Annotated in this window: 22 protein-coding genes; 14 read left to right on the top strand and 8 right to left on the bottom strand. The window is 63.3% G+C overall.

The annotated features are described in order from the left end of the window. Positions 1-3 precede the first annotated feature (3 nt). The 5 genes from LSO07_RS07115 to LSO07_RS07095 all read left to right on the top strand — a co-directional run bounded on the left by LSO07_RS07115 (position 4) and on the right by LSO07_RS07095 (position 4,878). Positions 4-1,029 carry a CDP-6-deoxy-delta-3,4-glucoseen reductase gene (locus LSO07_RS07115; protein WP_151093040.1) on the top strand — a complete coding sequence of 342 codons (1,026 nt, stop codon included), beginning with the start codon at positions 4-6 and terminating at the stop codon, positions 1,027-1,029. 80 nt (positions 1,030-1,109) lie between these two features. Then, positions 1,110-2,381, top strand: a complete 1,272-nt coding sequence (locus LSO07_RS07110) for an MFS transporter (RefSeq protein WP_151093038.1) — start codon at positions 1,110-1,112, stop codon at positions 2,379-2,381. A gap of 38 nt (positions 2,382-2,419) precedes the next feature. Next, a complete protein-coding gene (locus LSO07_RS07105; protein ID WP_034781730.1) occupies positions 2,420-3,085 on the top strand; it encodes a DUF1345 domain-containing protein in 666 nt (221 codons plus the stop codon). A gap of 189 nt (positions 3,086-3,274) precedes the next feature. Further along, positions 3,275-3,652: an HPF/RaiA family ribosome-associated protein gene (locus LSO07_RS07100; protein ID WP_034781728.1), complete on the top strand. Its 378-nt coding sequence runs from the start codon at positions 3,275-3,277 to the stop codon at positions 3,650-3,652. Positions 3,653-3,912: 260 nt separating this feature from the next. After that, positions 3,913-4,878, top strand: coding sequence for a GGDEF domain-containing protein (locus tag LSO07_RS07095; protein WP_034782235.1), 966 nt, complete (start codon positions 3,913-3,915; stop codon positions 4,876-4,878). 106 nt (positions 4,879-4,984) lie between these two features. Here the strand turns inward: LSO07_RS07095 and LSO07_RS07090 are convergent, their stop codons facing one another. After that, on the bottom strand, positions 4,985-5,599 hold the full coding sequence (locus LSO07_RS07090; protein ID WP_225317203.1) for a DUF5610 domain-containing protein: 615 nt from the start codon (positions 5,597-5,599) through the stop codon (positions 4,985-4,987). A gap of 146 nt (positions 5,600-5,745) precedes the next feature. On the opposite strand from LSO07_RS07090, the gene sbcB reads away from it, so the two are divergent. Continuing rightward, positions 5,746-7,194, top strand: a complete 1,449-nt coding sequence (gene sbcB / locus LSO07_RS07085) for an exodeoxyribonuclease I (RefSeq protein WP_151093036.1) — start codon at positions 5,746-5,748, stop codon at positions 7,192-7,194. A gap of 135 nt (positions 7,195-7,329) precedes the next feature. Here the strand turns inward: sbcB and pyrF are convergent, their stop codons facing one another. Then, entirely contained in the window at positions 7,330-8,154 is an 825-nt protein-coding gene (gene pyrF, locus LSO07_RS07080; RefSeq protein ID WP_034781724.1) for an orotidine-5'-phosphate decarboxylase, read from the bottom strand. Positions 8,155-8,321: 167 nt separating this feature from the next. Here pyrF and LSO07_RS07075 point away from each other — a divergent pair, with 167 nt between their 5' ends. The 5 genes from LSO07_RS07075 (at position 8,322) to LSO07_RS07055 (ending at position 12,130) form a co-directional block, all read left to right on the top strand. Continuing rightward, positions 8,322-8,936 carry a LemA family protein gene (locus LSO07_RS07075; RefSeq protein ID WP_034781723.1) on the top strand — a complete coding sequence of 205 codons (615 nt, stop codon included), beginning with the start codon at positions 8,322-8,324 and terminating at the stop codon, positions 8,934-8,936. 1 nt (position 8,937) lies between these two features. Then, positions 8,938-9,774 carry a TPM domain-containing protein gene (locus LSO07_RS07070; RefSeq protein WP_070282465.1) on the top strand — a complete coding sequence of 279 codons (837 nt, stop codon included), beginning with the start codon at positions 8,938-8,940 and terminating at the stop codon, positions 9,772-9,774. Further along, positions 9,774-10,295: a TPM domain-containing protein gene (locus LSO07_RS07065; protein ID WP_070257294.1), complete on the top strand. Its 522-nt coding sequence runs from the start codon at positions 9,774-9,776 to the stop codon at positions 10,293-10,295. Before LSO07_RS07070 ends, LSO07_RS07065 begins: the two co-directional genes overlap by 1 nt. An 84-nt stretch (positions 10,296-10,379) precedes the next feature. Next, positions 10,380-11,144 carry an SDR family NAD(P)-dependent oxidoreductase gene (locus LSO07_RS07060; RefSeq protein ID WP_070257292.1) on the top strand — a complete coding sequence of 255 codons (765 nt, stop codon included), beginning with the start codon at positions 10,380-10,382 and terminating at the stop codon, positions 11,142-11,144. Positions 11,145-11,704: 560 nt separating this feature from the next. After that, the gene (locus tag LSO07_RS07055; RefSeq protein ID WP_225317202.1) at positions 11,705-12,130 is read left to right on the top strand and encodes a VanZ family protein; all 426 of its coding nucleotides are present in this window, start codon (positions 11,705-11,707) and stop codon (positions 12,128-12,130) included. Positions 12,131-12,152: 22 nt separating this feature from the next. On the opposite strand, the gene LSO07_RS07050 is transcribed toward LSO07_RS07055, so the two are convergent. After that, a complete protein-coding gene (locus LSO07_RS07050; RefSeq protein ID WP_151093034.1) occupies positions 12,153-12,440 on the bottom strand; it encodes a hypothetical protein in 288 nt (95 codons plus the stop codon). 221 nt (positions 12,441-12,661) lie between these two features. Between LSO07_RS07050 and LSO07_RS07045 the strand changes: the two genes are divergently transcribed. Then, the gene (locus tag LSO07_RS07045; RefSeq protein WP_092611658.1) at positions 12,662-13,141 is read left to right on the top strand and encodes a hypothetical protein; all 480 of its coding nucleotides are present in this window, start codon (positions 12,662-12,664) and stop codon (positions 13,139-13,141) included. A gap of 41 nt (positions 13,142-13,182) precedes the next feature. Here the strand turns inward: LSO07_RS07045 and LSO07_RS07040 are convergent, their stop codons facing one another. Together LSO07_RS07040 and LSO07_RS07035 are read right to left on the bottom strand one after the other, a co-directional pair. Continuing rightward, the gene (locus LSO07_RS07040; RefSeq protein WP_151093032.1) at positions 13,183-14,310 is read right to left on the bottom strand and encodes a M24 family metallopeptidase; all 1,128 of its coding nucleotides are present in this window, start codon (positions 14,308-14,310) and stop codon (positions 13,183-13,185) included. Between the two features lie 194 nt (positions 14,311-14,504). Continuing rightward, a complete protein-coding gene (locus LSO07_RS07035; RefSeq protein ID WP_151093030.1) occupies positions 14,505-16,010 on the bottom strand; it encodes a dipeptidase in 1,506 nt (501 codons plus the stop codon). Positions 16,011-16,225: 215 nt separating this feature from the next. Between LSO07_RS07035 and LSO07_RS07030 the strand changes: the two genes are divergently transcribed. Both LSO07_RS07030 and LSO07_RS07025 read left to right on the top strand, forming a co-directional pair. Then, positions 16,226-17,224, top strand: a complete 999-nt coding sequence (locus LSO07_RS07030) for an LLM class flavin-dependent oxidoreductase (protein ID WP_151093028.1) — start codon at positions 16,226-16,228, stop codon at positions 17,222-17,224. Positions 17,225-17,408: 184 nt separating this feature from the next. After that, entirely contained in the window at positions 17,409-18,638 is a 1,230-nt protein-coding gene (locus LSO07_RS07025) for an MFS transporter (RefSeq protein WP_151093026.1), read from the top strand. 126 nt (positions 18,639-18,764) lie between these two features. On the opposite strand, the gene LSO07_RS07020 is transcribed toward LSO07_RS07025, so the two are convergent. From LSO07_RS07020 to LSO07_RS07010, 3 genes are all read right to left on the bottom strand, one after another. Beyond that, positions 18,765-20,393, bottom strand: a complete 1,629-nt coding sequence (locus LSO07_RS07020) for a M28 family peptidase (protein WP_151093024.1) — start codon at positions 20,391-20,393, stop codon at positions 18,765-18,767. A gap of 137 nt (positions 20,394-20,530) precedes the next feature. Beyond that, positions 20,531-21,367, bottom strand: a complete 837-nt coding sequence (locus tag LSO07_RS07015) for an HDOD domain-containing protein (RefSeq protein ID WP_034784492.1) — start codon at positions 21,365-21,367, stop codon at positions 20,531-20,533. A gap of 115 nt (positions 21,368-21,482) precedes the next feature. Continuing rightward, positions 21,483-22,559, bottom strand: a complete 1,077-nt coding sequence (locus LSO07_RS07010; RefSeq protein ID WP_151093022.1) for a BMP family ABC transporter substrate-binding protein — start codon at positions 22,557-22,559, stop codon at positions 21,483-21,485. Positions 22,560-22,568 lie beyond the last annotated feature (9 nt).

Genomic DNA, 22,568 nt, shown 5'->3' with positions numbered 1-22,568 from the left:
TGTATGACTTTTCAAGTTACTGTTCAGCCCAGCGGCCACCAGTTCAGCTGCGAAGCGGACGAAACCGTGCTGGCGGCGGCGATACGCGCCGGCGTCGGCCTGCCGTATGGCTGTAAAAATGGCGCCTGCGGTTCCTGCAAGGGCAAAGTGGTTTCCGGCACCGTCCAGCACAAGGCGCACCAGCAGCGCGCCCTGACGCCGGAAGAGGAAGCGGCCGGCTTTTCCCTGTTCTGCTGCGCCACCACCAACGCCGACCTCGTCATCGAAGCGCGCGAAGTGGCGGGCAGCAGCGACTACCCGATCAAGAAAATGCCGTCGCGCGTGACCACCATCGAAAAAGTCGCGCCCGACGTCGTCGTGCTGACCCTGCAGTTGCCAGCCAGCGAACGCCTCAACTACCGCGCCGGACAGTATATCGAAATCCTGTTACGCGACAACAAACGCCGCAGCTACAGCATGGCCAGCGCGCCCGCCGATGGCGGCCCGATGACCCTGCACATCCGCCACCTGCCGGGCGGCCTGTTCACCGACCAGGTGTTTGGCACCATGAAGGAGCGCGACATCCTGCGCTTCGAAGGCCCGATGGGCACTTTCTTCCTGCGCGAAGATTCCGACAAGCCCGTCGTGCTGCTGGCCTCGGGCACGGGCTTTGCTCCCTTGAAAGCCATCGTCGAGCACATGATCAACGAGCAATCCACGCGCCCGATCACCCTGTACTGGGGCGGCCGCCGTCCGCACGATCTGTACATGGATGCGCTGTGCCGCCAGTGGGCCGCCGACTTGCCGCAGTTCACCTATGTGCCCGTCGTTTCAGACGCGCTGCCGGAAGACGCGTGGCAAGGCCGCACGGGCTTCGTGCACCAGGCCGTCATCGCCGACTTGCCCGACATGTCCGCGTATCAAGTGTATGCCTGCGGCGCGCCCGTGATGGTCGATGCGGCCCACCGCGATTTCGTGCAACTGTGCCAGCTGCCAGCCGACGAGTTCTACGCGGACGCCTTCACCACGGAAGCCGACCTGGCCAAGTAAGCATCCAGACAGCGGGGTGCTGCTGGCGCGGCATCCGCTGCCGCCACCCGCCTCACCCCGTCGTGTCCTGGAAAGTATTCATGTCTCTCGCCTCTGCCGGCAACGGCTTCAGTATCCTGCGTCACCGCAACTTCGCCTTTTATCTTTCCGCCCGCGTGCTGGGCACGGTGGCCGTGCAGATGCAAAGCGTGGCCATCGGCTGGCAGGTGTACCAGATCACGGGCAGCCTGTTCGACCTGGGCTTGATCGGCCTGGCGCAATTCGCCCCCTTTTTGGTATTGATTTTGCCTGCCGGCCACGTGGCCGACCGCTATAACCGCCGCAATATCATCGCCTGGTGCCTGGCGGCGCAACTGGCTTGCGCGCTGGCCCTGCTGGCGTTCACCCTGAGCGGCCTGTCCATCGTCTGGCCCGTGTTTGCCGTGCTGGTGCTGTTCGGCAGCGCGCGCGCCTTCATGATGCCGGCCACGCAAGCCGTGCTGGTCAACATGGTGCCCACGCAACATTTCAGCCGCGCCGTGGCGCTCAGCTCGTCCAGTTCCCACGTGGCCATCATCCTGGGGCCTACCTTGGGCGGCTTGCTGTATTACTTCGGCCCCAAGGTGGTGTATCTGATCTCGTCCGCACTGCTGGTCGTGTCCGTCCTGCTGATGCGCGCCACCACGCCCGCGCCGCAAGTGGTGAAGCGCGAACCCGTCAGCTGGCATACCCTGCTCGAAGGCTTGCGCTTCGTCTGGTCGAAACCCATCGTACTGGGCGCCATTTCGCTCGACCTGTTTGCCGTGCTGTTCGGCGGCGCCACGGCGCTGCTGCCGGCGCTGGCGCACGACGTGCTGCATATCGGCCCCAGCGGCCTGGGCTTGCTGCGCACGGCGCCGGGGGCCGGCGCGGCCCTGTGCTCGATCGCGCTGGCCATCTTCCCCATCACGCGCCGCGTGGGCGCCTGGATGTTCGGCGGCGTGGCCGTCTTCGGCCTGGGCACCCTGGTGCTGGGCAGCACCAGCTATTTTCCGCTGGCGCTGGCGGCGCTGTTCCTGATGGGCGCCGGCGACATGGTCAGCGTCTACATCCGCCACCTGCTGGTGCAGTTCGAGACGCCGGACGAGATCCGCGGCCGGGTCAGCGCCGTGAATGCCGTCTTCATCGGCGCCTCGAACGAACTGGGCGAATTCGAATCGGGCCTGACGGCCGGCTGGTTCGGCCTGGTACGCGCCGTGCTCTTCGGCGGCGCCGCCACCCTGGCCGTGACGGGTATCTGGGCCGTGATGTTCCCCGTGCTGTCGCGCATGGACCGCTTCCCCCACCACGAGAAGGAAACGGCCGCCAGGACGGCCAGCACGGCAAGCGCATAAGGTCTAAGATGCGCTATCGCCACTGACGAACCCGCACCATGAAAATCACGCTTCCGTTCCACAGCTTCATCCGCAGCCGCCCCCACCTGAGCATGGCCACGGCCATCGGCGTGGCGGCCGGCCTGCTGCTGCCCGCATCCTGGCAACAGATGACGCGTTTGCTGACGGCGTGGAACGTGGCCGTCTGGTTCTACCTGGCGACGATGGCCTGGATGATGATGCGCGCCAACCATCACAAGGTCAAAGCCATGGCGGCGCGCCAGGACGAGCGGGCGGCAACCGTCCTGTCGGCCCTGTCCGTCGCATCCGTGATGAGCCTGGTGGCCATCGTCTCGCAGCTGTCCTCGATGAAAGACATGGCGCCGGACGAGCGCGCGCTGCACTACGGCCTGACGATCCTCACCCTGGTCGGTTCCTGGTTCCTCGTCGGTACCCTGTTCTGCTTTCATTACGCCCACCTGTATTACCAGGCCGACCCCGCACTGCGCCCCCTGAAGTTTCCCGACGACGAACAAGACCCCGATTACTGGGATTTCCTGTATTTCGCCTTCACCATCGCCGTGGCCGTGCAAACGTCGGACGTTTCCGTGCAGACGCGCATGATGCGGCAGATCGTGCTGGGACAATCCGTGCTGAGCTTTTTCTTCAACCTGGTCGTGCTGGGGCTGTCGATCAATATCGCGGCCGGTCTCATCAATGGCTGAGGGCAAATAATTTCGTAGTGGAAACTTGACCTGGCTGAAGGGTTAAGCCCATCTTAATCGTGCGCACCCTCTTGAAATACTGGAAAGAGGAGTAAGATAAGTTCCATGCACGAGGTCATGTGCATGAGGCAGCAACCAGGCCGCATCACGCCTGAGATGGGTTTTTTTTGAATTGACAGGAGTAAGCATATGCAAATCAATATTCATACCGACAGCACCATCGCCAACACCGCTGGACTGAACGAACATGTGCAATCCGTACTTGAAAGCGCACTGAACCGCTTCCGCGACAACCTGACCCGCATCGAAGTCCACATCAGCGACACGAATGGCCCGAAAGGCGGCGCCGACGATATCCGCTGCGTCATGGAAGCACGCGTTGCTGGCTATCAACCGATTGCCGTGACCGAACAGAACGCCACCGTGCATCAATCCGTTGCCGGCGCCACCGATAAACTGAAACGCGCCATCGATAGTGCCCTGGGCCGCCTGCAAGACAGCAAGCGCCACGCCACCGGCAAGAATGCCGTGATCGATACGGCCGAAGCGGAAGAAACCGCCGAGTAACTCCCCACACGCAGGATTTCCAGAGACTGAGGCAGCCGTTCAAGGCTGCCTTTGCACATCTGCCCTCGCAGCTCATGCGCGGCAACATCCATACTAAAACAGCAAGTGTTCCAGCGTATTAACGCGGCAATGAAATAATTGTCGTATTTCTCACAGTAAGTGACCTCAAGCAAGCCTTTGCCGTTACAGCCAAGGCTGCTTTACGCTATCATGAAGATACCGGCACCCTGCTCGCGCGCCGGCTTTTTGAAAGTGTGATTGTGGAACAGATCGGCAACTTCGGCGCTTCAGGCTGCAACATCGGCGATTTACAGCTATTTCGCGATGGAGCGGATAGCCAGACGGCTGCCATGCTGGCGCCCTGCCCCGTCATGCGCCTCGAAGCGGGCGAAGCCATTGCCGACACGCAAGGCGCCAGCCTGTACATCGTCCTGCGCGGCTCGCTGGCCGTGGCCGCCGACACCCACACGGGCATGGATGACGGCACCGTCAGCAAGGTCTTGCCCGGCGAAAGCGTGGGCGAACAATCGGTGCTCGATGAAGCGAGCAACCTGGCCGCCATTTCCGCCCTGGAAGAAACCGATTTGCTGGTAATCGACGCGGCCATCGTCTGGGAATTGATCGAGCAGTCGAACGGCCTGGCGCGCAACCTGCTGCGGCTGCTGTCCTTCCGCATCCGCGCCGCCAACGCCCTGCTGCGCCGCCGGCAGAAACTGGGCGAATTCTACCGCCAGCTGTCGATGGTCGACAGCCTGACGGGCTTGTACAACCGCGCCTGGCTGACGGATTTATTGCCGAACATGATCGTCACGGCCCACGCCAGCGGCTCTCCCCTGTCGCTGGTGATGATCGACCTCGACCATTTCAAGCGCTTCAACGACACGCACGGCCACCAGGCGGGCGACCAGGCACTGCGCATCGCCGCGCAAGTGCTGGGCGCGGCCCTGCGGCCCACGGATTTTGCCGTGCGTTATGGTGGCGAGGAAATGATGGTGATCTTGCCCGACACCAACGAACACGTGGCCCTGCGGGTCGCAGAGCGCCTGTGCGAGCGCATGCAGCAAGCCGTCATCTTCGCCGACATGCGCAGCGCGCTGCCGCACATCACGGGTTCCTTCGGCGTAGCCAGCCTGGCCGCAGAACAGGACGACCATGCGCTGATCGCCGCGGCCGACGCGGCACTTTACCGCGCGAAGGCGGGCGGGCGCAACCGCGTAAGCACCTGATAAAAAGCCCATGGCGTCGTTGCATTGCCTCGCCGTACATTCGTACTGCCTTCGGCAATGCGCCTAGCCCTGGACATTTTCTCAGGCGCTTCCGGCGTAATAATGATCAGGCAGCCTTGCTGTCGGCCGGCTTGGCGGCATCATCCTTCTTGCTGCTGTGCGCGGCGATGAAGTCCGCATAGCCTTTCTGCACCAGTTCATACGTCTTGTCGATATTGCCGGCGATATCGCCGTTCAGCACTTTCAAACCGCCGAGGATATCGCGCGCTTCCTTGAAGCCTTTTTCCATGCCGCCGCTGATGGTGTCCATGAACTTGCTCAGGGCCGTATCGTCGTCCATGCCGGGATTCTGTTTCTTGAACGCATCAAAAAACCCCGTCGACAGCGATACAATGCGGCTCGCCGTCGCTTCGGCGCTGTTATCCTGCGAAGCCGCGTTCTGGATCGCGTCCTCGCCGTACTGGCCCTTCAGCGCTTCATTGATGTTGGTGATGGCCGTCTTGTACAGCAGCGCCAGCGGTTCGTTCTCGGAACCGATCGACACGCTCAGCGACGCCTGCATGATGGACGCGTTCAATTGCAGCTTGGTGCGGTCGTTAACGCTCATTTCAGTGTTGACGCCGTCCTTTTGCTGGACTTTATCGTCCTTGCCGGCAACGCCAGTACTGACGGAAGTCACGGAAGGGTTGGAATTGCCGCTTGCGGCGATGGGAATTGACACGATAGACCTCCTTGAACAGGCAATGTATGCCACCATGCGGGAAACGCGATGATGACCATCCTCTCGTGTAGTATCGGCAGGTTTTCAGAAAACTGTAGCAGCGGCTCTTTCACGGGCCCGGATAACCCATCAAGTAACGACCATCAATGACTAACCAGACCTTTCTTTGGCACGACTACGAAACCTTTGGCGCCCAGCCGCGCCGCGACCGCCCGGCCCAGTTCGCCGCCATCCGCACGGATGCAGACCTCAACGAGATCGGCGAACCGATCATGCTGTATTGCCAGCCTGCCAATGATTTCCTGCCCGACCCGCAATCGTGCCTGATCACGGGCATCACGCCGCAGCAATGTCTGCAGCTGGGCGTACCCGAACACCAGTTCGCCGCCACCGTCGAAGCGGCCTTTTCGGAACCGGGCACCATCGGCGTGGGCTACAACACCATCCGTTTCGACGATGAAGTCACGCGTTTCCTGTTCTGGCGCAACCTGATCGATCCATATGCGCGCGAATGGAAAAACCATTGCGGCCGCTGGGACATCCTCGACGTCGTGCGCATGACGCACGCGCTGCGCCCGGAAGGCATCGAATGGCCGAAGCGCGACGATGGCCAGACCAGTTTCAGGCTGGAACACTTGAGCAAGGCCAATGGCCTGACCCACGAAGCGGCGCACGATGCGCTGTCCGACGTGCGCGCCACCATCGCCCTGGCACGCCTGATCAAGGAAAAACAGCCGAAACTGTTCGAATTCTGCCTGGCCCTGCACAAGAAGGACAGGGTCGCCAGCGAAATGGGCATGCACCTGGCCGCCAGCGAGCGCCAGCCTTTCCTGCACGTGTCCGGCATGTTCCCCGCCGAACGGGGCTGCCTGGGCGTCGTCTGGCCGCTGGCCACGCATCCGAGCAATAAAAACGAAATCCTCGTCTGGGATTGCGCCTACGATCCGCGCGAACTGTTCGCCCTGGACGCCGACACCATCCGCACGCGTTTGTTTACGCGCAAGGACGCCATGCCGGAAGGCATGACGCGCCTGCCCGTGAAAAGCGTGCACCTGAACAAGTCGCCCATGCTGGTCGGCAATCTGAAAACCCTGTCGCCGGCCATGGCCGCGCAATGGGGCATCGATCTGGACGCGGCGAAGGTCAACGCGCAATTGGCCGCCACGGCGCCGAACATGGATGCCATCTGGGCCGAAGTGTTCCAGCGCCCGGGCGCGAATGTCGCGCTGGACGTGGATGAGGATTTGTACAATGGTTTCGTCAGCAACGACGACCGCCGCCTGCTCGAATCCCTGCGCCGCGACACGCCGGCAAAGCTGGCCACGGCCCGCCCTTCGTTTGCCGACGAGCGCCTGCAGGAACTGCTGTTCCGCTACCGCGCCCGCAATTTCCCGCAAACCCTGAGCGAAGCGGAAAGCCTGCGCTGGGAGCAGCACCGCGCTGCCCGCCTGTTCGACGGCGACGGCGGCGCCCGCACCATCGAAATGCTGTTTACGGAAATCGACGTGCTGTCGGAATCCGTGGATGAGCGTGGCGAGGAAATTCTGGGTGAGTTGTACGATTACGTGGAGATGGTGGCGCCCATGCGCGACTGAAAGTCGGGTAGGTCGGATTAGCGAAGCGTAATCCGACAAGTGCCGACGACGACTCATGTCGGCTTACGCCATGCGGCCAAGCCGACCTACCAATGAAAAATGCCGGGCTAGCCCGGCATTTTTTATGCATGCAACTTAAACCGAACGATGCGCATTGATCGCATCGCGCGTTTCGATGGCCACGCGGCGTGCCGCGTCGGCGTAGTCTTCGCCAGCCTGCGGCGTGGCATAGATGATGGCGCGCGAGGAGCTGATCATCATGCCCATGCCGTTGGCCGTCTGGCCCGCGCCGACGGTGGCGGCAATGTCGCCGCCCTGGGCGCCGATGCCGGGCACCAGCAGCGGCATGTCGCCGACGATGGCGCGCACCTGCGCCAGTTCTTCAGGGAAGGTGGCGCCGACGACGAGCGCGCACTGGCCATTCTTGTTCCACTTGTCGGCCACCAGGCGCGCCACGCGCTGGTACAAGGGCACGCCATCCGTGTCGAGGAATTGCAGGTCCGAGCCGCCCGGGTTCGAGGTGCGGCACAGGATGATCACGCCGCGGTCTTGCCACGCCAGGTAGGGATCGAGCGAATCCTCGCCCATGTACGGGTTCACGGTGACGGCGTCGGCGCCGTAGCGCTCGAACGCTTCGCGCGCGTACTGCGTGGCCGTCGCGCCGATGTCGCCCCGTTTCGCGTCGAGGATCAGCGGGATGTGCGGATAGTTTTCGCGCACGTAGCGGCAGATGTCTTCCAGCTGCTTTTCCGCGCCCAGCGCGCCAAAATACGCGATCTGCGGTTTGAAGGCGCAGGCCAGGTCGGCCGTGGCATCGATGATGCGCGTGCAAAAGGTGGTGATTCCATCAGGCAGATCGCGCAGTTCGGCCGGCAATTTCGCCAGGTCGGGGTCCAGGCCCACGCACAGCAGGGAATTATTGGCCGTCCACGCGGCGGATAATTTATTGATGAAATTCACGGCACACCTTCTCTATATTCAGTTGCAAACCCCGTATTGTAACGCGGCGCGGCGTTGCCACGGCGTGGCAACGCGGCCAGACGCGACGGCCGGCGCTTATTAAACCGACATCCCGGGCCGTTTCAGGTATATTTGCCTCACCTCCCTTACTCTGCACGGAACCCATCATGCAAATCACCAATCAATTCACCAAATGGCTGCGCCTGGCACTGAGCGTCACCGTCCTGGCCGGCGTCCTGACGGGCTGCGGCTACAACGACTTCCAGAGCAAGGATGAAGCCACCAAGGCAGCCTGGGGCGAAGTGGTCAACCAGTACCAGCGCCGCGCCGACCTGATCCCCAACCTGGTCAACACCGTCAAGGGCTATGCGACGCACGAGCGCGAAACCCTGGAAGCGGTGACCAAGGCGCGCGCCGCCGCCACCAGTTTCCAGATCACGCCCGAAGTGCTGAACGACCCGGCCGCCTTCGAGAAATTCCAGCAGGTGCAAGGCCAGCTGTCGTCGGCCCTGTCGCGCCTGATGGTGGTGTCCGAGAAATACCCGGACTTGAAGGCTGACACCAGCTTCCGCGACTTGCAGTCGCAGCTGGAAGGCACGGAAAACCGCATCACCGTGGCGCGCCAGCGTTACATCGTTGCCGTTCAGGATTACAACGTACATGCGCGCAGCTTCCCGAACAATCTGACGGCCATGGTCTTCGGCTACAAGGTCAAGCCATCGTTCACGGTGGAAAATGAAAAAGCCATCTCGACCGCACCGACCGTCAACTTCGGCAAATAAGATGAAAGCCTGGTCTTATCTGGCGGCGCTGGCGACGGCGCTGCTGCTGTGGACGATGCCGCCAGCCGGCGCACAGGGCTTGCAGCCCGTGCCGCCGCTGGCCGCGCGCGTGACGGATGACGCCGGCATGCTGGACGCCAAGCAAAAGGCGGCGCTGGAAGGCGTGCTGGCCGATTACGAAGCCAAGACGGGCAGCCAGATCGCCGTGCTGCTGGTCAAGAGCACGGAACCGGAAGCGATCGAGCAGTACAGCATCCGCGTGACGGATGCCTGGAAGCTGGGCCGCAAGGGCGTCGATGACGGCGTGCTGCTGATGGTGGCAAAGGACAACCCATCGTCGCTGCGCCGCCTGCGCATCGAGGCGGGCCGCGGCGTGCAGGGCGTGCTGACGGATGCGCAATCGAAACGCATCCTGCAAGACGTGATCGCGCCGCATTTCAAGCAGAATGATTATTACGGCGGCCTGGTGGCCGGCGTGGGGTCGATTGCCACCCTGCTGAACCAGGAGCAATTCCCCGCCCCTGCACAGCAGAAAGCGCCGGCGACCGTGGAAGCGGGCGGCATGACCTTCTGGCTGCCGCTGCTGTTCTTCGGCTTCCTCGTCGTGCTGACCCTGTTCCGCTCGCGCGGCGGGCCGACGCGGCTGCAGCGTGGCAGCAACTGGTCCAGCGGCGCCACCGGCGTCGTGCTGGGCAGCATTTTGAGCCAGGCGCTGAACAACCGCGGTGGCGGCGGAGGCTTCGGCGGCGGTGGTGGTTTTGGCGGTGGCGGTGGCGGCGGTGGTTTCGGTGGCGGCGGCGGCGGTTTTGACGGCGGCGGCGCCTCGGGAGATTGGTAATGACGAAACAACTGACATTCGGACAGCGCTGCGGACGGGCCTTGAAACATTTGCGGGGCACGCCGGCGACGGCACGCCAGGCCTTTCCGGAACGCACCCTGAAAGCCATCGAGACAGCGATTGCCAACGGTGAAGCGATGCACCAGGCGGAAGTGCGCCTGATCGTCGAAGCGGCCCTGACACCCGGCATGGCTTACCAGGGCGTGAGCAACCGCGAGCGGGCGCGCGAACTGTTTGCCCAGTATGGCGTGTGGGATACGGAAGACAACGTTGGCGTACTAATCTATATCAACCTGGCCGAGCACCAGGTCGATATCGTCGCCGACCGCAACGTGGGCCGGCGCGTCACGCCGGAACAGTGGCAAGCCGTGTGCCGCACCATGACCAAAGGCTTCAAGGACGGCAATTACCACGACAGCACGCTGGATGCCTTGCAGCAGTTGAATACCTTGTTGCAAAGCCACTTCCCTGCCGATGGCACGCGCGGCAACCAGTTGCCAAACGAACCCATCCTCCTCTGATTCCCGCCCAGGGATTAAAATCTGCCCATTGCCGCGCGGGCCGGTGGCCCGGGCAGCGGCCCCTATTACCGCCGAGGAGTACACATGAAGCTAGTCAATAAAACCGCCATCGTCACGGGCGCCACGCAAGGCATCGGCCTGGCTTGCGCCACCCGCCTGATCGCCGAAGGGGCGCAGGTGATGCTGGTCGACATCAAGGAAGAAGGCGCGCAGGCGGCCGCCGCCCTCGGCCCGCAGGCGCGCTTCTTTTGCGCCGACGTCAGCCAGAAGGCGGACGTTGATGCCTTGCTGAAGGAAACCCTGGCCCAGTTCGGCCACATCGATATCCTCGTCAACAATGCGGGCGTCACGCACGCGGCCGATTTCCTCGACGTGTGCGAAGACGATTTCGACCGGGTCATGCGCATCAACCTGAAATCGATGTTCCTGTGCGGCCAGGCCGTGGCGCGCGAAATGGTCAAGCGCAATACTGGCTGCATCATCAACATGTCCAGCGTGAATGCGGAACTGGCGATCCCGAACCAGGTACCGTACGTGGTATCGAAAGGCGCCATCAACCAGTTGACCAAGGTCATGGCCTTGAACCTGGCCTCGCATGGCGTGCGCGTGAACGGCATCGGGCCGGGCACCATCCTGACGGAACTGGCCAAGCAGGCAGTGCTGTCGAGCCCGGAGGCGCGCCACACGATCCTGTCGCGCACGCCGCTGGGCCGCTGCGGCGAACCGGAAGAAGTGGCTGGCATCGCCGCCTTCCTGGCCAGCGACGACGCCACCTACATGACGGGCCAGACCATCTATGTCGATGGCGGGCGCATGGCGCTCAACTACACGGTGGCCGTGAAGGAATGAAGGCAGCGACAGGCAGAACTACAGGAAGTTATATCAAAAAACGATAATGGTTATCTGAAAAGACCATTAGACACATATCGTGCGACGCAGCATAATGCACCTGTCTCCACTATTCTCCTCCAAGAAAATAGTTTTAAGCCCGCTTTCACCAGCGGGCTTTTTTTTTGCTATCACTGCTGAAACATGGCCATTCTTGCCATGACAGACAATCTTGCCAGCAATTTCGTCCGCCGCAAAAAAATGTTGCGGCGTGTCATCAGCCCGTCATCTTCGCCCCCTATACTTGCTTCATCTGCTGTACAGGCAACCGATATGCCTGACTACAGACAGGTGTGCCGCGATGGCACACCACTCCCCTTTCATGACCGTGGCGGGCGCCCGCAAGGCGCGCGACATGGTGAGTACCGAGCAACTCTCAACTCTTGACCCATTTCATTTGGGTTTTTGGCCCGCCTCCCCGCGGGCCTTTTTTTGCCTGCACGGCAAGCTCTTGCGCAAAAACATGGCGGCCCGCCTTGCCCATGATATTGTGACGACCTTTCCCTCTGCCCTCACGCATCATGCCTGCACCACTGCTCGAACTCTGTTTTGCCGACCGCCACGAACGCCTGCGCTACCGCACCGCGCTGCTGCTGTATGTGCTGGTGATCCTGATCGGCGACATTCCTGGCGTGCGCGCGGATGTGGGCCAGTATGCATCAGGCGGCGTGCTGCATTCCTTCGGCTATGGCGTGCTGGCCCTGATCCTGTTCAGCGGCACGGGCGGCGGCATGGCGCGCCGCGCGCTGCTGTCGGTGCTGATGGTGGCGGCCATGGGCGCGCTGGACGAATTCTTCCAGAGTTTCCTGCCCTACCGCCATGGCGCCGTCAGCGACTGGGTGGTCGATATCACGGCCGCCGTGGCGGTCTGCCTGCCGCTGTATTTCCTCTGGCCGAAAATGGTCGCCGCCGCCCTTGGCAAGGGCGTGCCGCGGCCTGAAGCCTGAACGGGGAGATGACTCGCGCCCGTCAGGCGCGGTCCGCTTCGCTATCTTGCAATTCCAGCCGCAACTGTCCCTGGCCGCGCGCGCTGCGCGTGCCCAGGCGGCGCATCAGGGCGCGCGCCTCGCGCCGGCTGCCGCCCCCCATGGCGCGTGCCGCATCGCGCTGCATGTCCAGCAACTGTTCCGAGCGCGCCAGCCGCACCAGGCCATGCAAGGCCTGGGCCAGGACATGGCGCGCGCGGGCATCGCGCGCGGTGCCGCCGACGGCCAGCACCAACTCATCGATCAGTTTTTCGGTAGGGCCAGATGACATTTTTTCTCCCGATTCAACAGTGAGGAAGCGTGCAGCCGCACGAAGTGGTAATTGCCAGCATCTTTTATACCAAGCACGGCAATTGGACTCTTGATCTAGCTCAATCGACAATGACGGGCGCCGAACATCCCTGCTCCGCCATGCTCTTACATGCAGCAATCGCGGCTATCCGCAATCACCGTGGGTGCCGATCCTGAGTGTGCGACCATGAGGAGACCAAGATGAGATCGAAAACAACCCTGCTGCTGACCGGCCTGACATGCGCCTTGCTGGCGGCCTGCCAGTCCACGGACAAAACCAGCCTGGCACGCAGCAATAGCGGCGAAACCTATGCCGCACCGGCCGGCACGACGCCGCCAAGCAGTACGGCCAGCGCCACCAGCAGCACGGCCACCGATACCGGCAACGCCATGAGCAGCGACATGCGCAATGACGCGAACCAGTCCACCCTGAACATCAGCTACGCCACGGTGCAGTCGATAGAAACCGTGCCGCGCAGCATGGACCAAGGCAGTGCCGACATGCAGGCGGGTACGTCGGGCACGGCCGGCAGCACCTCGGGGGCGGCGGGCAATATGCTGTATCGCGTCACCTTGCGCCTGGACGACGGCACGACGCGCACTTTTGTGCAAAATACCCAGCCCGCCTTCCAGATCGGCGAGCGGGTCAGCGTGCAAAAAGGCGTGATGCAGCGCTATTGATATGTACCAGCACTGGCCGATGCTGGTCGCAACTGACCGCATCAAGCCAGCGCCAGGGTCAACGGCCGGCTGCGCCCCTGCACCACGGCCGAAGGCCAGGCCGGATCGTGCGTCAGATTGTGCAAATGGCTGCCGTCGAGCAAAAACGTGTCTTCCACCGTGCTGCCGGGCAGGCTGGGGTGAAAGGCCAGCGCCATGCCCCGCTTGAGGATGATTTCCGTGTGCGCGCCGGCCGCCACTTCGGGCGCCAGGTAGCCATTGATACCGCCCTGCCGGCTGGTACGCACCGTGTCGGGCTGGCCGGCATAGGCGTAGGCGCTGTCGAGCGCGTGATACACCATGCTCAGCGCATGGCCCGTTTCGCAAGCGTCGAGCGCCACCGCTTCCAGCGCCAGCATGGCCGCATCGGCATCGTCCATGACCACCGCCGCGCCGTCGGCCCGATGCTGCGCCGGGCCGAAGCGCCGTTGACGGCTGAGACTGGCGCACAGGCCGAAACGCCGCGCGCACAAGGCCAGCACGGCTTGCTTGCCCAGCACCGCCTGGGCTGGCGGCGCGCGCCGATAACGGTGCTGGCGCTCCCCACCGCTGGCCAGCACGTACACGGCTTGCAAGCCGCGCAGCCACAGCGCGCGCGCACACGCGGCAGCCAGTTCCAGCTCGCTCCAGTCGGGGCGGGCCTGGCGCAGCGCATCCGCGGCCGCACCGGCTGCCAGCAGTCCCACCTGCCGGTAGCGTAACTGCTCCGATTCCAGCAGCACCAGCCGCTCTTCGCGCAGGGCCACAGGCAGGCTGCGTTCGTGCAAGCCGGGCCGGTCGGACAAGACAGGTGCGCCGCCGGCCGCATGCTGCACGAAATGCTCGCGCAATTCATACAGCTGCGGCTGCATCCAGGGCGACACCTGCCACGTCCATGGCCCGCGCACTTCTTCCTCGCGCATGCGCATGGCTTCGGCTTCGTCCGTCAGGATGTAGGCGGCATCGCGCGTCACCAGCACTTCCGCACAGCCGCACTCGGTCGTATGGCAATGGCTGTTCGATGCGCCCGCCGTGGCCCACGCAAACCAGTCCACGCCGCGCAGGCGCACGGCACCGGCACGCTGGTCTTCCAGCCAGCCCCGCATCTGCGCCAGCTTGTGCGCCACTTCCAGCTCCAGCGGCCAGTTCATGACCGCCCCTCGTGCGGGATGCGGCGCGGCGCCACCCCGCCTGCCCTGCCTGGCACCAGCCGGGAATCCTGTTGTGCATGCATAGCTGCTCCCTTCCTACATGGAAACTTAAGACCGGCGCGCGCATAAAAAGTTCAGTGCCTGGCCTCGTCTCAGGCTTGCAGTCTATGACTTCCCGCTATTTTTGCAAGCGGCTATTTCGCCAGTTCAATCAACACTGCCGTGTACATCTGCAAGTTCAACAGCAACTGCTTTTCCGTGATGAACTCATGTTCGGAATGCCCCGTGTAGACCGTGTGCGGCATGGCCGGGCCAAAGCTCACGGCATTCGGGAACAGACGCGAATTGGTGCCGCCGCCGATGGCCACCGGTTGCGGATTGGCGATGCCCGTATAGTGTTCGAAGACGGACAACAAGGTGGGAATCTGCGGCGCCGCCGTCTGCAGCCACGGTTCACCGATCTGCACCTGCAGGGTAGCCGGCACGTGGCGCCGCGCCTTCCAGCCGTCGAACGCGGCCGTCACCTGCTGTTGCAGCACGGCCGCCGTCTTGCCTTGCGGACGGCGCAAATTGATAGTCAGTTCCAGCGCGCCACCGTTCTGCTTGAGCACGGTCGGCGCTACGGTCATTGGCCCCATGAAGCCGTCGCGGTAAGCGATCTGCCCAAAGCGTTCGCCGTAGATGCCCGTGCCCACCAGTTCATTCAGGAACGACAGCATGTCGGCCGCCTGCGTGCCCTGCCACGGCTGCACGGCCAGCGCGTCGGCCAGCATGCTGATGGCGTTGACGCCATCTTCCGGTTTCGACGAGTGGGCCGACACGCCCAGCGCCGTCACCGTCAAGGTGCCGCCATCGCGTGCATAGCTGTAGCGCACGCCCTGTTGCTGCTGCGCGCGGGCGCGGATGGCCGCTTCCAGCTCGGCTGGCGCGTGGTCGATCACGGCTTGTGCATCTTCCGGGATCTGACTGCCGAAAAAGCCGCCTGTCAGCTGCGTCAGCACAGGGCCCTTCCCCGCCGGCATGGCCGTGCGCGGCGGCAAGGTCAGCTTGATGGAACCGTAGCCCTTCTCGGCCGTCACCACCGGGTATTCCGCATCGATGGTGATGTTCACTTGCGGCGGCGTGTGGGTTTTCAGGAACTGTTTCAGCGGTTCCCAGTCCGATTCCTCGGCCATGTAGACGTACAGCTCGATGCGTTTGCTCAACGGCACCTGCTGGTCCTGGATAGCCTTCATCGCGTACAGGGCCGTGGCGATCGGCCCCTTGTCGTCTTCCGTGCCCCGTCCCAGCAGCTTGCCCGGTTCGCTGGTGCGGTCCAGCTCGAACGGCGAACGGGCCCATTTCGCGGGGTTCACAGGCTGCACGTCGCCGTGCGTGATCACGCCCACGCGCTCGCTGCCGCTGCCCATGCCGATGATGAGCACGTGGCCATGCTCCTGGAAGTCGAATCCCAGGCGCTGCGCCTCGGACGCCAGGTAGCGCTTGAAGCCCGTGTGCTGGGGATTCGCGGCAAACGGCACGGCCGGGTCTGCCACCGTGTTGAAACTGACCATCTTCGCCAGGCTGGCGATCAGCGGTTCGGGATAGGTGGCCAGCGCGTAGCGCGCCGTTTCCTGCGCCTGCAGGCTGATGGGCGCGGCGTGAACGGAGGGCTGCAGCAGCAGGCCAATCAGGGTCAGCAGGATGGGTTTCTTGAACATGGCGGGGCGCATAAAGTGGGGAGGCCCACTCTAGCATCGCCCGCACCGATTTCCAATCGATACGAGTTTTTTACCGATCAGTACGCAAATTCCCGATTCGCATTATCATGTGCACAGCCTGTCATCCCTGCCCGCGTCCAGGGCCGACCCTATTGTCGTCAGGGGATAGACAAATCGTCCATTGTGATTTTCCACCACGTCCCGATATCGCTACCATGATTCCATTTTCCATACTCGACCTGGCCCCCATCGCCGAAGGCAGCGACGCCAGCCAGTCGTTCAAGAACACGCTCGACCTGGCGCAGCACGGCGAACGCTGGGGCTACAACCGCTACTGGCTGGCCGAACACCACGGCATGCCCGGCATCGCCAGCGCCGCCACGGCCGTCGTCATCGCCCATGTGGCGGCTGGCACGACAACCATCCGCGTGGGCGCGGGCGGCGTCATGCTGCCCAATCATTCTCCGCTGGTCATCGCGGAACAGTTCGGTACCCTGGAAGCGCTGCACCCGGGCCGCATCGACCTGGGCCTGGGCCGCGCGCCCGGCTCCGACCAGACGACGGCGCGCGCGCTGCGCCGCGACCTGCAGTCCGACGCGGAACAGTTTCCGCAAGACGTGCTGGAATTGATCGACTACATGTCCGACGAGCCGCGCCAGCGCGTGCTGGCCGTACCCGGCAAGGGCGCGAAAGTGCCCGTGTGGATACTCGGCTCGAGCCTGTTCGGCGCCCAGCTGGCCGCCCACCTGGGCTTGCCGTATGCATTCGCCTCGCACTTTGCGCCGCAAATGATGCTGCAAGCCGTGGCGTATTACCGCGAACATTTCAAGCCGTCAAAACAATTGGCGAAACCGTACGTGATGCTGGGCTTCAATGTGTTTGCCGCCGACACGGATGCCGAGGCGCACCTGCGCGCCACGTCGATGCAGCAGGCCTTCGTCAACCTGCGCACGGGCCGCCCGTCGCGCCTGCAGCCCCCTGTGCCCGGTTACCTGGAGCAATTGGGTCCGCAGGAACGCGCCATGCTCGACTCCGTCCTGTCCTGCACGGCCATCGGCGCGCCGGACACCGTCAAGGCGAAGATGGCCGCCTTCATTGCTGAGACGGGCGCCGACGAACTGATGATCACCTCGCAGATCTTCGAGCATCAGCACCGGCTGCGGTCGTATGAAATCACGGCGCAGGTGCATGCGGAGCTGGCGCGCGCGCAGTAAGTTTTAAGTCTCCCCTGGTATATCCCCCTATACCCTTTTCCCGGCCGTCGGCAACGATCGCCGGGATTTTTTTGCCTGCTGCGTTGCCTGCCGCCCCACCGCAAAATCGGCCGCGCCCGGCAAGAAATGCGCAGCCCCGCTATCATGCTCATCCAAAAGCATCACTCCAAGAAAGTTGTCTCGCATGAAATCTGCACCATCCACCGTCGACGCCAGCGCCCTGCTGACGTCGACCCGCATCCTGTTGTTCGCCCTGTCCGCCGGCGTGCTCGTCGCCAGCCTCTACTATGTGCAGCCGCTCACTTCCATACTGGCCGCCTCGTTTGGCGTCAGCGTGCCGCAGGCGGGCTACCTGGTCACGGCCACGCAAATCGGCTATGTGCTGGGCATCGTGTTCCTGGTTCCCCTCAGCGACGTGCTGAACCGCCGCCAGCTGCTGACGTGGATGCTGATCGCCAAGATCGGCGCCCTGCTGCTGGCCGCCACCAGCCAGAACATTATTATCTTTGCCATCGCAAGCGTCTTGATGGGGATCACGTCCAGCGCCTTGATGGTGGTCACGGCCATGGTGGCATCGTATGCACCCGACCACAGCCGGGGCCGCATGGTGGGCACCGTCATGACGGGCTTGTTGCTGGGGATTCTGCTGGCGCGTACCGTGTCCGGCACCGTATCGCAGATCAGCGGCGGCTGGCGCACCGTCTACGTGCTGGCCGCCATCGTCGTCGCGGCCCTGCTCGTCATGCTGCGCCGCATCCTGCCGAACGAGGCGCCACGGGGCAAGCTGCAATACGGAAAATTGCTGGCCTCGCTGGCCGACATCATCCGCCAGGAACCGTTGCTGCGCCAACGCGCCCTGTTCTCGGGCCTGGGCCTGGGCACCTTCAGCGTGTTCTGGACGGGCCTGACCTTTTTGCTCAGCGGCGCGCCGTACCACTACTCGGAAATGCAGATCGGCCTGTTCGGCCTGGCCGGTGCCACGGGCGCCTTTGCCGCCAACACGGCGGGCCGCATGGCCGACCGCGGCTATGCGCGCCAGGCCACCTGGCTGCTGGCCGTGGCTTCCATCGCGGGCTGGGCATTGATCGGCTTTGGCGCCCATTCGCTGGTGCTGCTGCTGATCGGCATCGTCCTGCTGGACATGGGCGTGATGGGCTTGCAAGTGACGCACCAGTCCATCATCTATAAACTGGCGCCGCATGCGCGGGCGCGGGTCACCACCGTGTTCATCGCGGGCGGCTTCATCGGCGCGTCGGCAGGCTCGGCCCTGGCCAGCGCCAGCTTTGCCGCCGGCGGCTGGCCCGCCCTGTGCATGGTGGGGGGCGCCATGCCGCTGCTGATGCTGCTGGTGTGGAGCAAGTACCGCCACACGCAGCGCAGGCTGGAACGGGCCGCCCAGGCATCTATCACGTAGGTCGAATTAACGGCGGCACGCCGCGTAATCCGACACTGCTGCGCCAACTGTCGGATGACGCTCTTCGAGCTAATCCGACCTACGATCCTAAAAAAAACCGCTCGGCCGAGCGGTTTTTTTACGTGCTTACTTCGCTGGCTCACGCGCCTTGCCGAACGCATCGCCCGCCTTCCAGGCCGGCATCTTCGCGCCATTTGCCACGGCTTGCCCCAGGTTCAGGGTAAATTGCGCCTGCTGCGTCATGCCGGACAAATCCCAGCTGGCATCGTACTCATCGGTAACCTGATGGTAGCGGGGGCCATACGCGGCCGCCTTGGCTTTCGACGCAGCCACGTCCTTGATGTACTCGCGTCCGCCATTGATGGAAAACGCGGGCACGCCCGCCTTGGCAAAGCTGAAATGGTCGCTGCGGAAATAGCCGCCGGCCAGGTCGGGACGGGCTGGCGCGATATGCATGCCCATGGCTTTGGCCACCGTGGCCGCCATGGCGCCCAGCTCCGTGCGCTCGCTGCCCTGCGCGCCGATGTCATGCGTGGCACCGACAAAGTTCAGGCTGTCCAGGTTCAGCGCGGCGGCCGTCTTGTTCAAGGGCCACAACGGGTCGGCCGCGTAGGCGGCGCTACCCAGCAAGCCCTGCTCTTCGGCCGCCACCCACAGGAAGATCTGCGTGCGCTTCGCAGGCTTTTTCACGGCTTCCTGGGCCATGGCCAGCAAGCCGGCCGTGCCGGAAGCGTTGTCGACGGCGCCGTTGTAGATGGTGTCGCCACTGTCACCCTGCTTGCCCAGGTGGTCCCAGTGGCCGCTGTAGATGACGGCTTCATCCTTCAATACCGGGTCGGTGCCCGGCACCATGCCGGCGATATTGAATTGTTCCACCTTGCGCACGGCGGACTTCATTTCGCCCGACAGTTTGGCATCCAGCGCGACGGCCTTGAAATCCTTGTTTTCCGCTTGCGCGCGCAAGGCGTCCAGGTCCTGGCCGCCAGCCGCGAACAGGCGGCGCGCCGCCTCTTCCGCGATCCAGCCCTGCAGCGGCGTGCCGGCCGTGCGGTCGGCCAACTGGAAACGCTCGCTGCCGCTCCAGCTGTTCTGCACCACGCTCCAGTCGTACGATGCGGACGGTTTCGTGTGGATCAGCAATACGCCAGCCGCGCCCTGGCGCTTGGCTTCCTCGAATTTGTAGGTCCAGCGGCCGTAATAGGTCAGCGCCTTGCCGGCAAAGCGGTTCGGCTCGGCACTAGTCGGTTGCGGGTCGTTGACCATCATGACGACGATCTTGCCTTTGACATCGGCGCCCTTGAAATCGTTCCAGCCTTCTTCCGGCGCCGTGATGCCATAACCGACGAACACAAGCGGCGCATCGAAGGTGTGGGCGGCAACGGAGTCGCCCGTGGCCCACACCCAGTCCGGGCCGAAAGCCAGCGGCACGGGCTTGCCGCCCGCCACGGCTTGCAGGCTGCTGTCTTGTGGCAAGGATTTCACGCCGGCGATCTGCACGCTTTGGCGGTAGCTGTTGCCGCGCACGGGTTGCAGTCCGGCCATCTGCGCCTGGGTTTCCAGGTAGGCCACCGTCAGGTCGGCGCCGCGCTGGCCCGTGCCCCGGCCTTCCAGCAAATCGTTGGACAGGAAGGCCAGGTGGGCGCGCAAGGGCGCTTCCTGCACCACGGGCAAGCCGGTCGCGGCGTGCGCGGAAAACGCCAGCGCCAGGCTGGAAGCGAGCGCCGTGACGGCCAGGGAAGAAAACAGCTTCTGCATAAGATCCTTTGGGTAAGAGGAGACATTCAGTCCGGCGGATGGCCGAGCCGGCGATTGTATGCCATAGGGAAAGATGCATCAAAATGCGGACGAAAAAAATCCCCGCGGCAAGGGCGGGGATTTTGCAGGGGAAACGTTCAGACCAGCAAGGCGGCCGCCAGAGATTCGATCTCTTCCGCCGATTCCTCGAGGATGGTGTGCAAGGTGCTGCCACCGATGCCAAAGTCGATCTTCGCTGCAGCCTGGCGCCGCGCGGCGCTTTCCGGCGGGTGCAATGGCGAGCCGACGGGCGACAGATCGTTGGCCAGCACCAGGGTCGCGCCCAGGGTGCGGGGCGGGAACGTGCTGCCGCCGTGCCACATGCCTTCCACGGCCTGCAAGACCATGTCCGGCACTTGCAACTGGCGCAGCACGCCGCGGCCGATCAGTTTTTCGCCGTATTCGATCCAGTCTTCCGTATTGTCGTCCAGCAAACCCGGATATTCCTCGGCGCGCGACAACAGATAAAAGCCGCCCACTTCGTGCACGATGGCGGCGAACATGGCCGTTTCCACGTCCACATGCGTGACTTTCTTGGCGATTACCTGGCTCAGCGCGGCCACGTGGGCCGTGTGTTCCCACAGCTTGGCCGCCTTGGCGCGCAATTGCGGGTCGGTAATCTGGCTGCCCAGCTGGCGCACGATGACGGATGCCACCATCGATTTCAGAGTAGCAAAGCCCAGGCGCGAGACAGCCGCGCGCACATTGGCGATTTCATTGCCGGAACGGTTGTAGGCGGCCGAGTTGGCCAATGCCACGACCCGCGCCGACAGCAGCGGTTCGGCCATGACCATGCGGGCGGCCGCCTCGATATGGCAATCGGGGTCGTCCAGCGCTTCCTGCAGCTTCAAGGTGGCCTTGACGTTGGCGGGGAACGTCAGCTCGCCCTTGCTCGCTTGCAGCGCGATAATCTTGAATACTTCCAGTCTGTCCATGGGTCAATCTCCGGTACGGGCCTGTTCAGGCTCTGCTGTTTGGGTGGGCCGGGAATGCACTCCCGGCCCGGCTCCCGTTTCCGGCAATATTACAGCAAGTTCAAACTCAAACCTATTACTTTCCGGAAACTTTTCCTGCCACGCCTTCGACAAAATAATCCATCTTCGTCAGCGCCGCATCGTCCAGCACGCCTTTGTCCAGGCGCACCTTGCCATCGTTATCCTTGATCGGCGCGCTGAAAGGATTAAGCTTGCCAGCTACCAAGTCTTTCTCGCGTGCCAATACAAACTGTTTCACGTCGGCCGGCACTATGGCGTTGATGCCTTCCAGCTTGACCATGCCATCCTTGATGCCGCCCCAGGTGCTGCTGGACTTCCACGTGCCATCCAGCACGGCTTGCGCCTGCTTCGTATAGTAGTCGCCCCAATGGTGGGTGACGGCAGCCAGCTGCGCCTTCGGCCCGTACTTTTTCATGTCCGAATGGTAGGCGATCGCGTACTTGCCCTTCTCTTCCGCCGCCTGCACCACGGCGGTCGAATCCGTGTGGTGGGTAACCACGTCGGCGCCCTGGCCGATCAGGGTGATGGCCGCGTCGCGTTCCTTGCCCGGATCGAACCAGCTATTCACCCACACCACTTTCACTTCCGCCTTCGGGTCGACGCTGCGCATGCCGCGCGTAAAAGCGTTAACACCCTGCAACACCTCGGGGATCGGGAATGCCGCCACGTAGCCGGCCACATGGGTCTTGCTCATCTTGCCCGCCAGCACGCCGGCCAGGTAGCGGCCCTCGTAGAAACGGGCGTTGGTATTGGCCACGTTGACGGCCGTCTTGTAGCCCGTCAAATGAATGAACTTCACATTAGGAAATTGCTTCGCCACTTTCAAGGTGGGATTCATGTAGCCGAACGAGGTTGTGATGACGAGCTTGCTGCCCGTTTGCGCCAGGTCGCGGATCACCCGTTCCGCATCGGCGCTTTCCGGCACGTTTTCCACGTACTTGGTGGTGATCTTGCTGCCCAGCGCCTTTTCCATTTCCTTGCGGGCCAGATCATGCTGGGTGGTCCAGCCCGCGTCGCCGATGGGGCTGATATACACGAAGCCGACATTCAGCGGCGCGGTGGCGGGAGCGGCGGCCATGACGGGCATCAAAACAGCACTGCAAACGGCGGCGCATACTAGTTTCTTGGACATGGTTTTCCT

Source organism: Janthinobacterium sp. PLB04 (genome assembly GCF_021165895.1).
Lineage (GTDB): Bacteria > Pseudomonadota > Gammaproteobacteria > Burkholderiales > Burkholderiaceae_D > Janthinobacterium > Janthinobacterium lividum.
The sequence above is the reverse complement of the archived record's forward strand: the minus strand, read 5'-3'. Positions and strand labels throughout refer to the sequence as shown.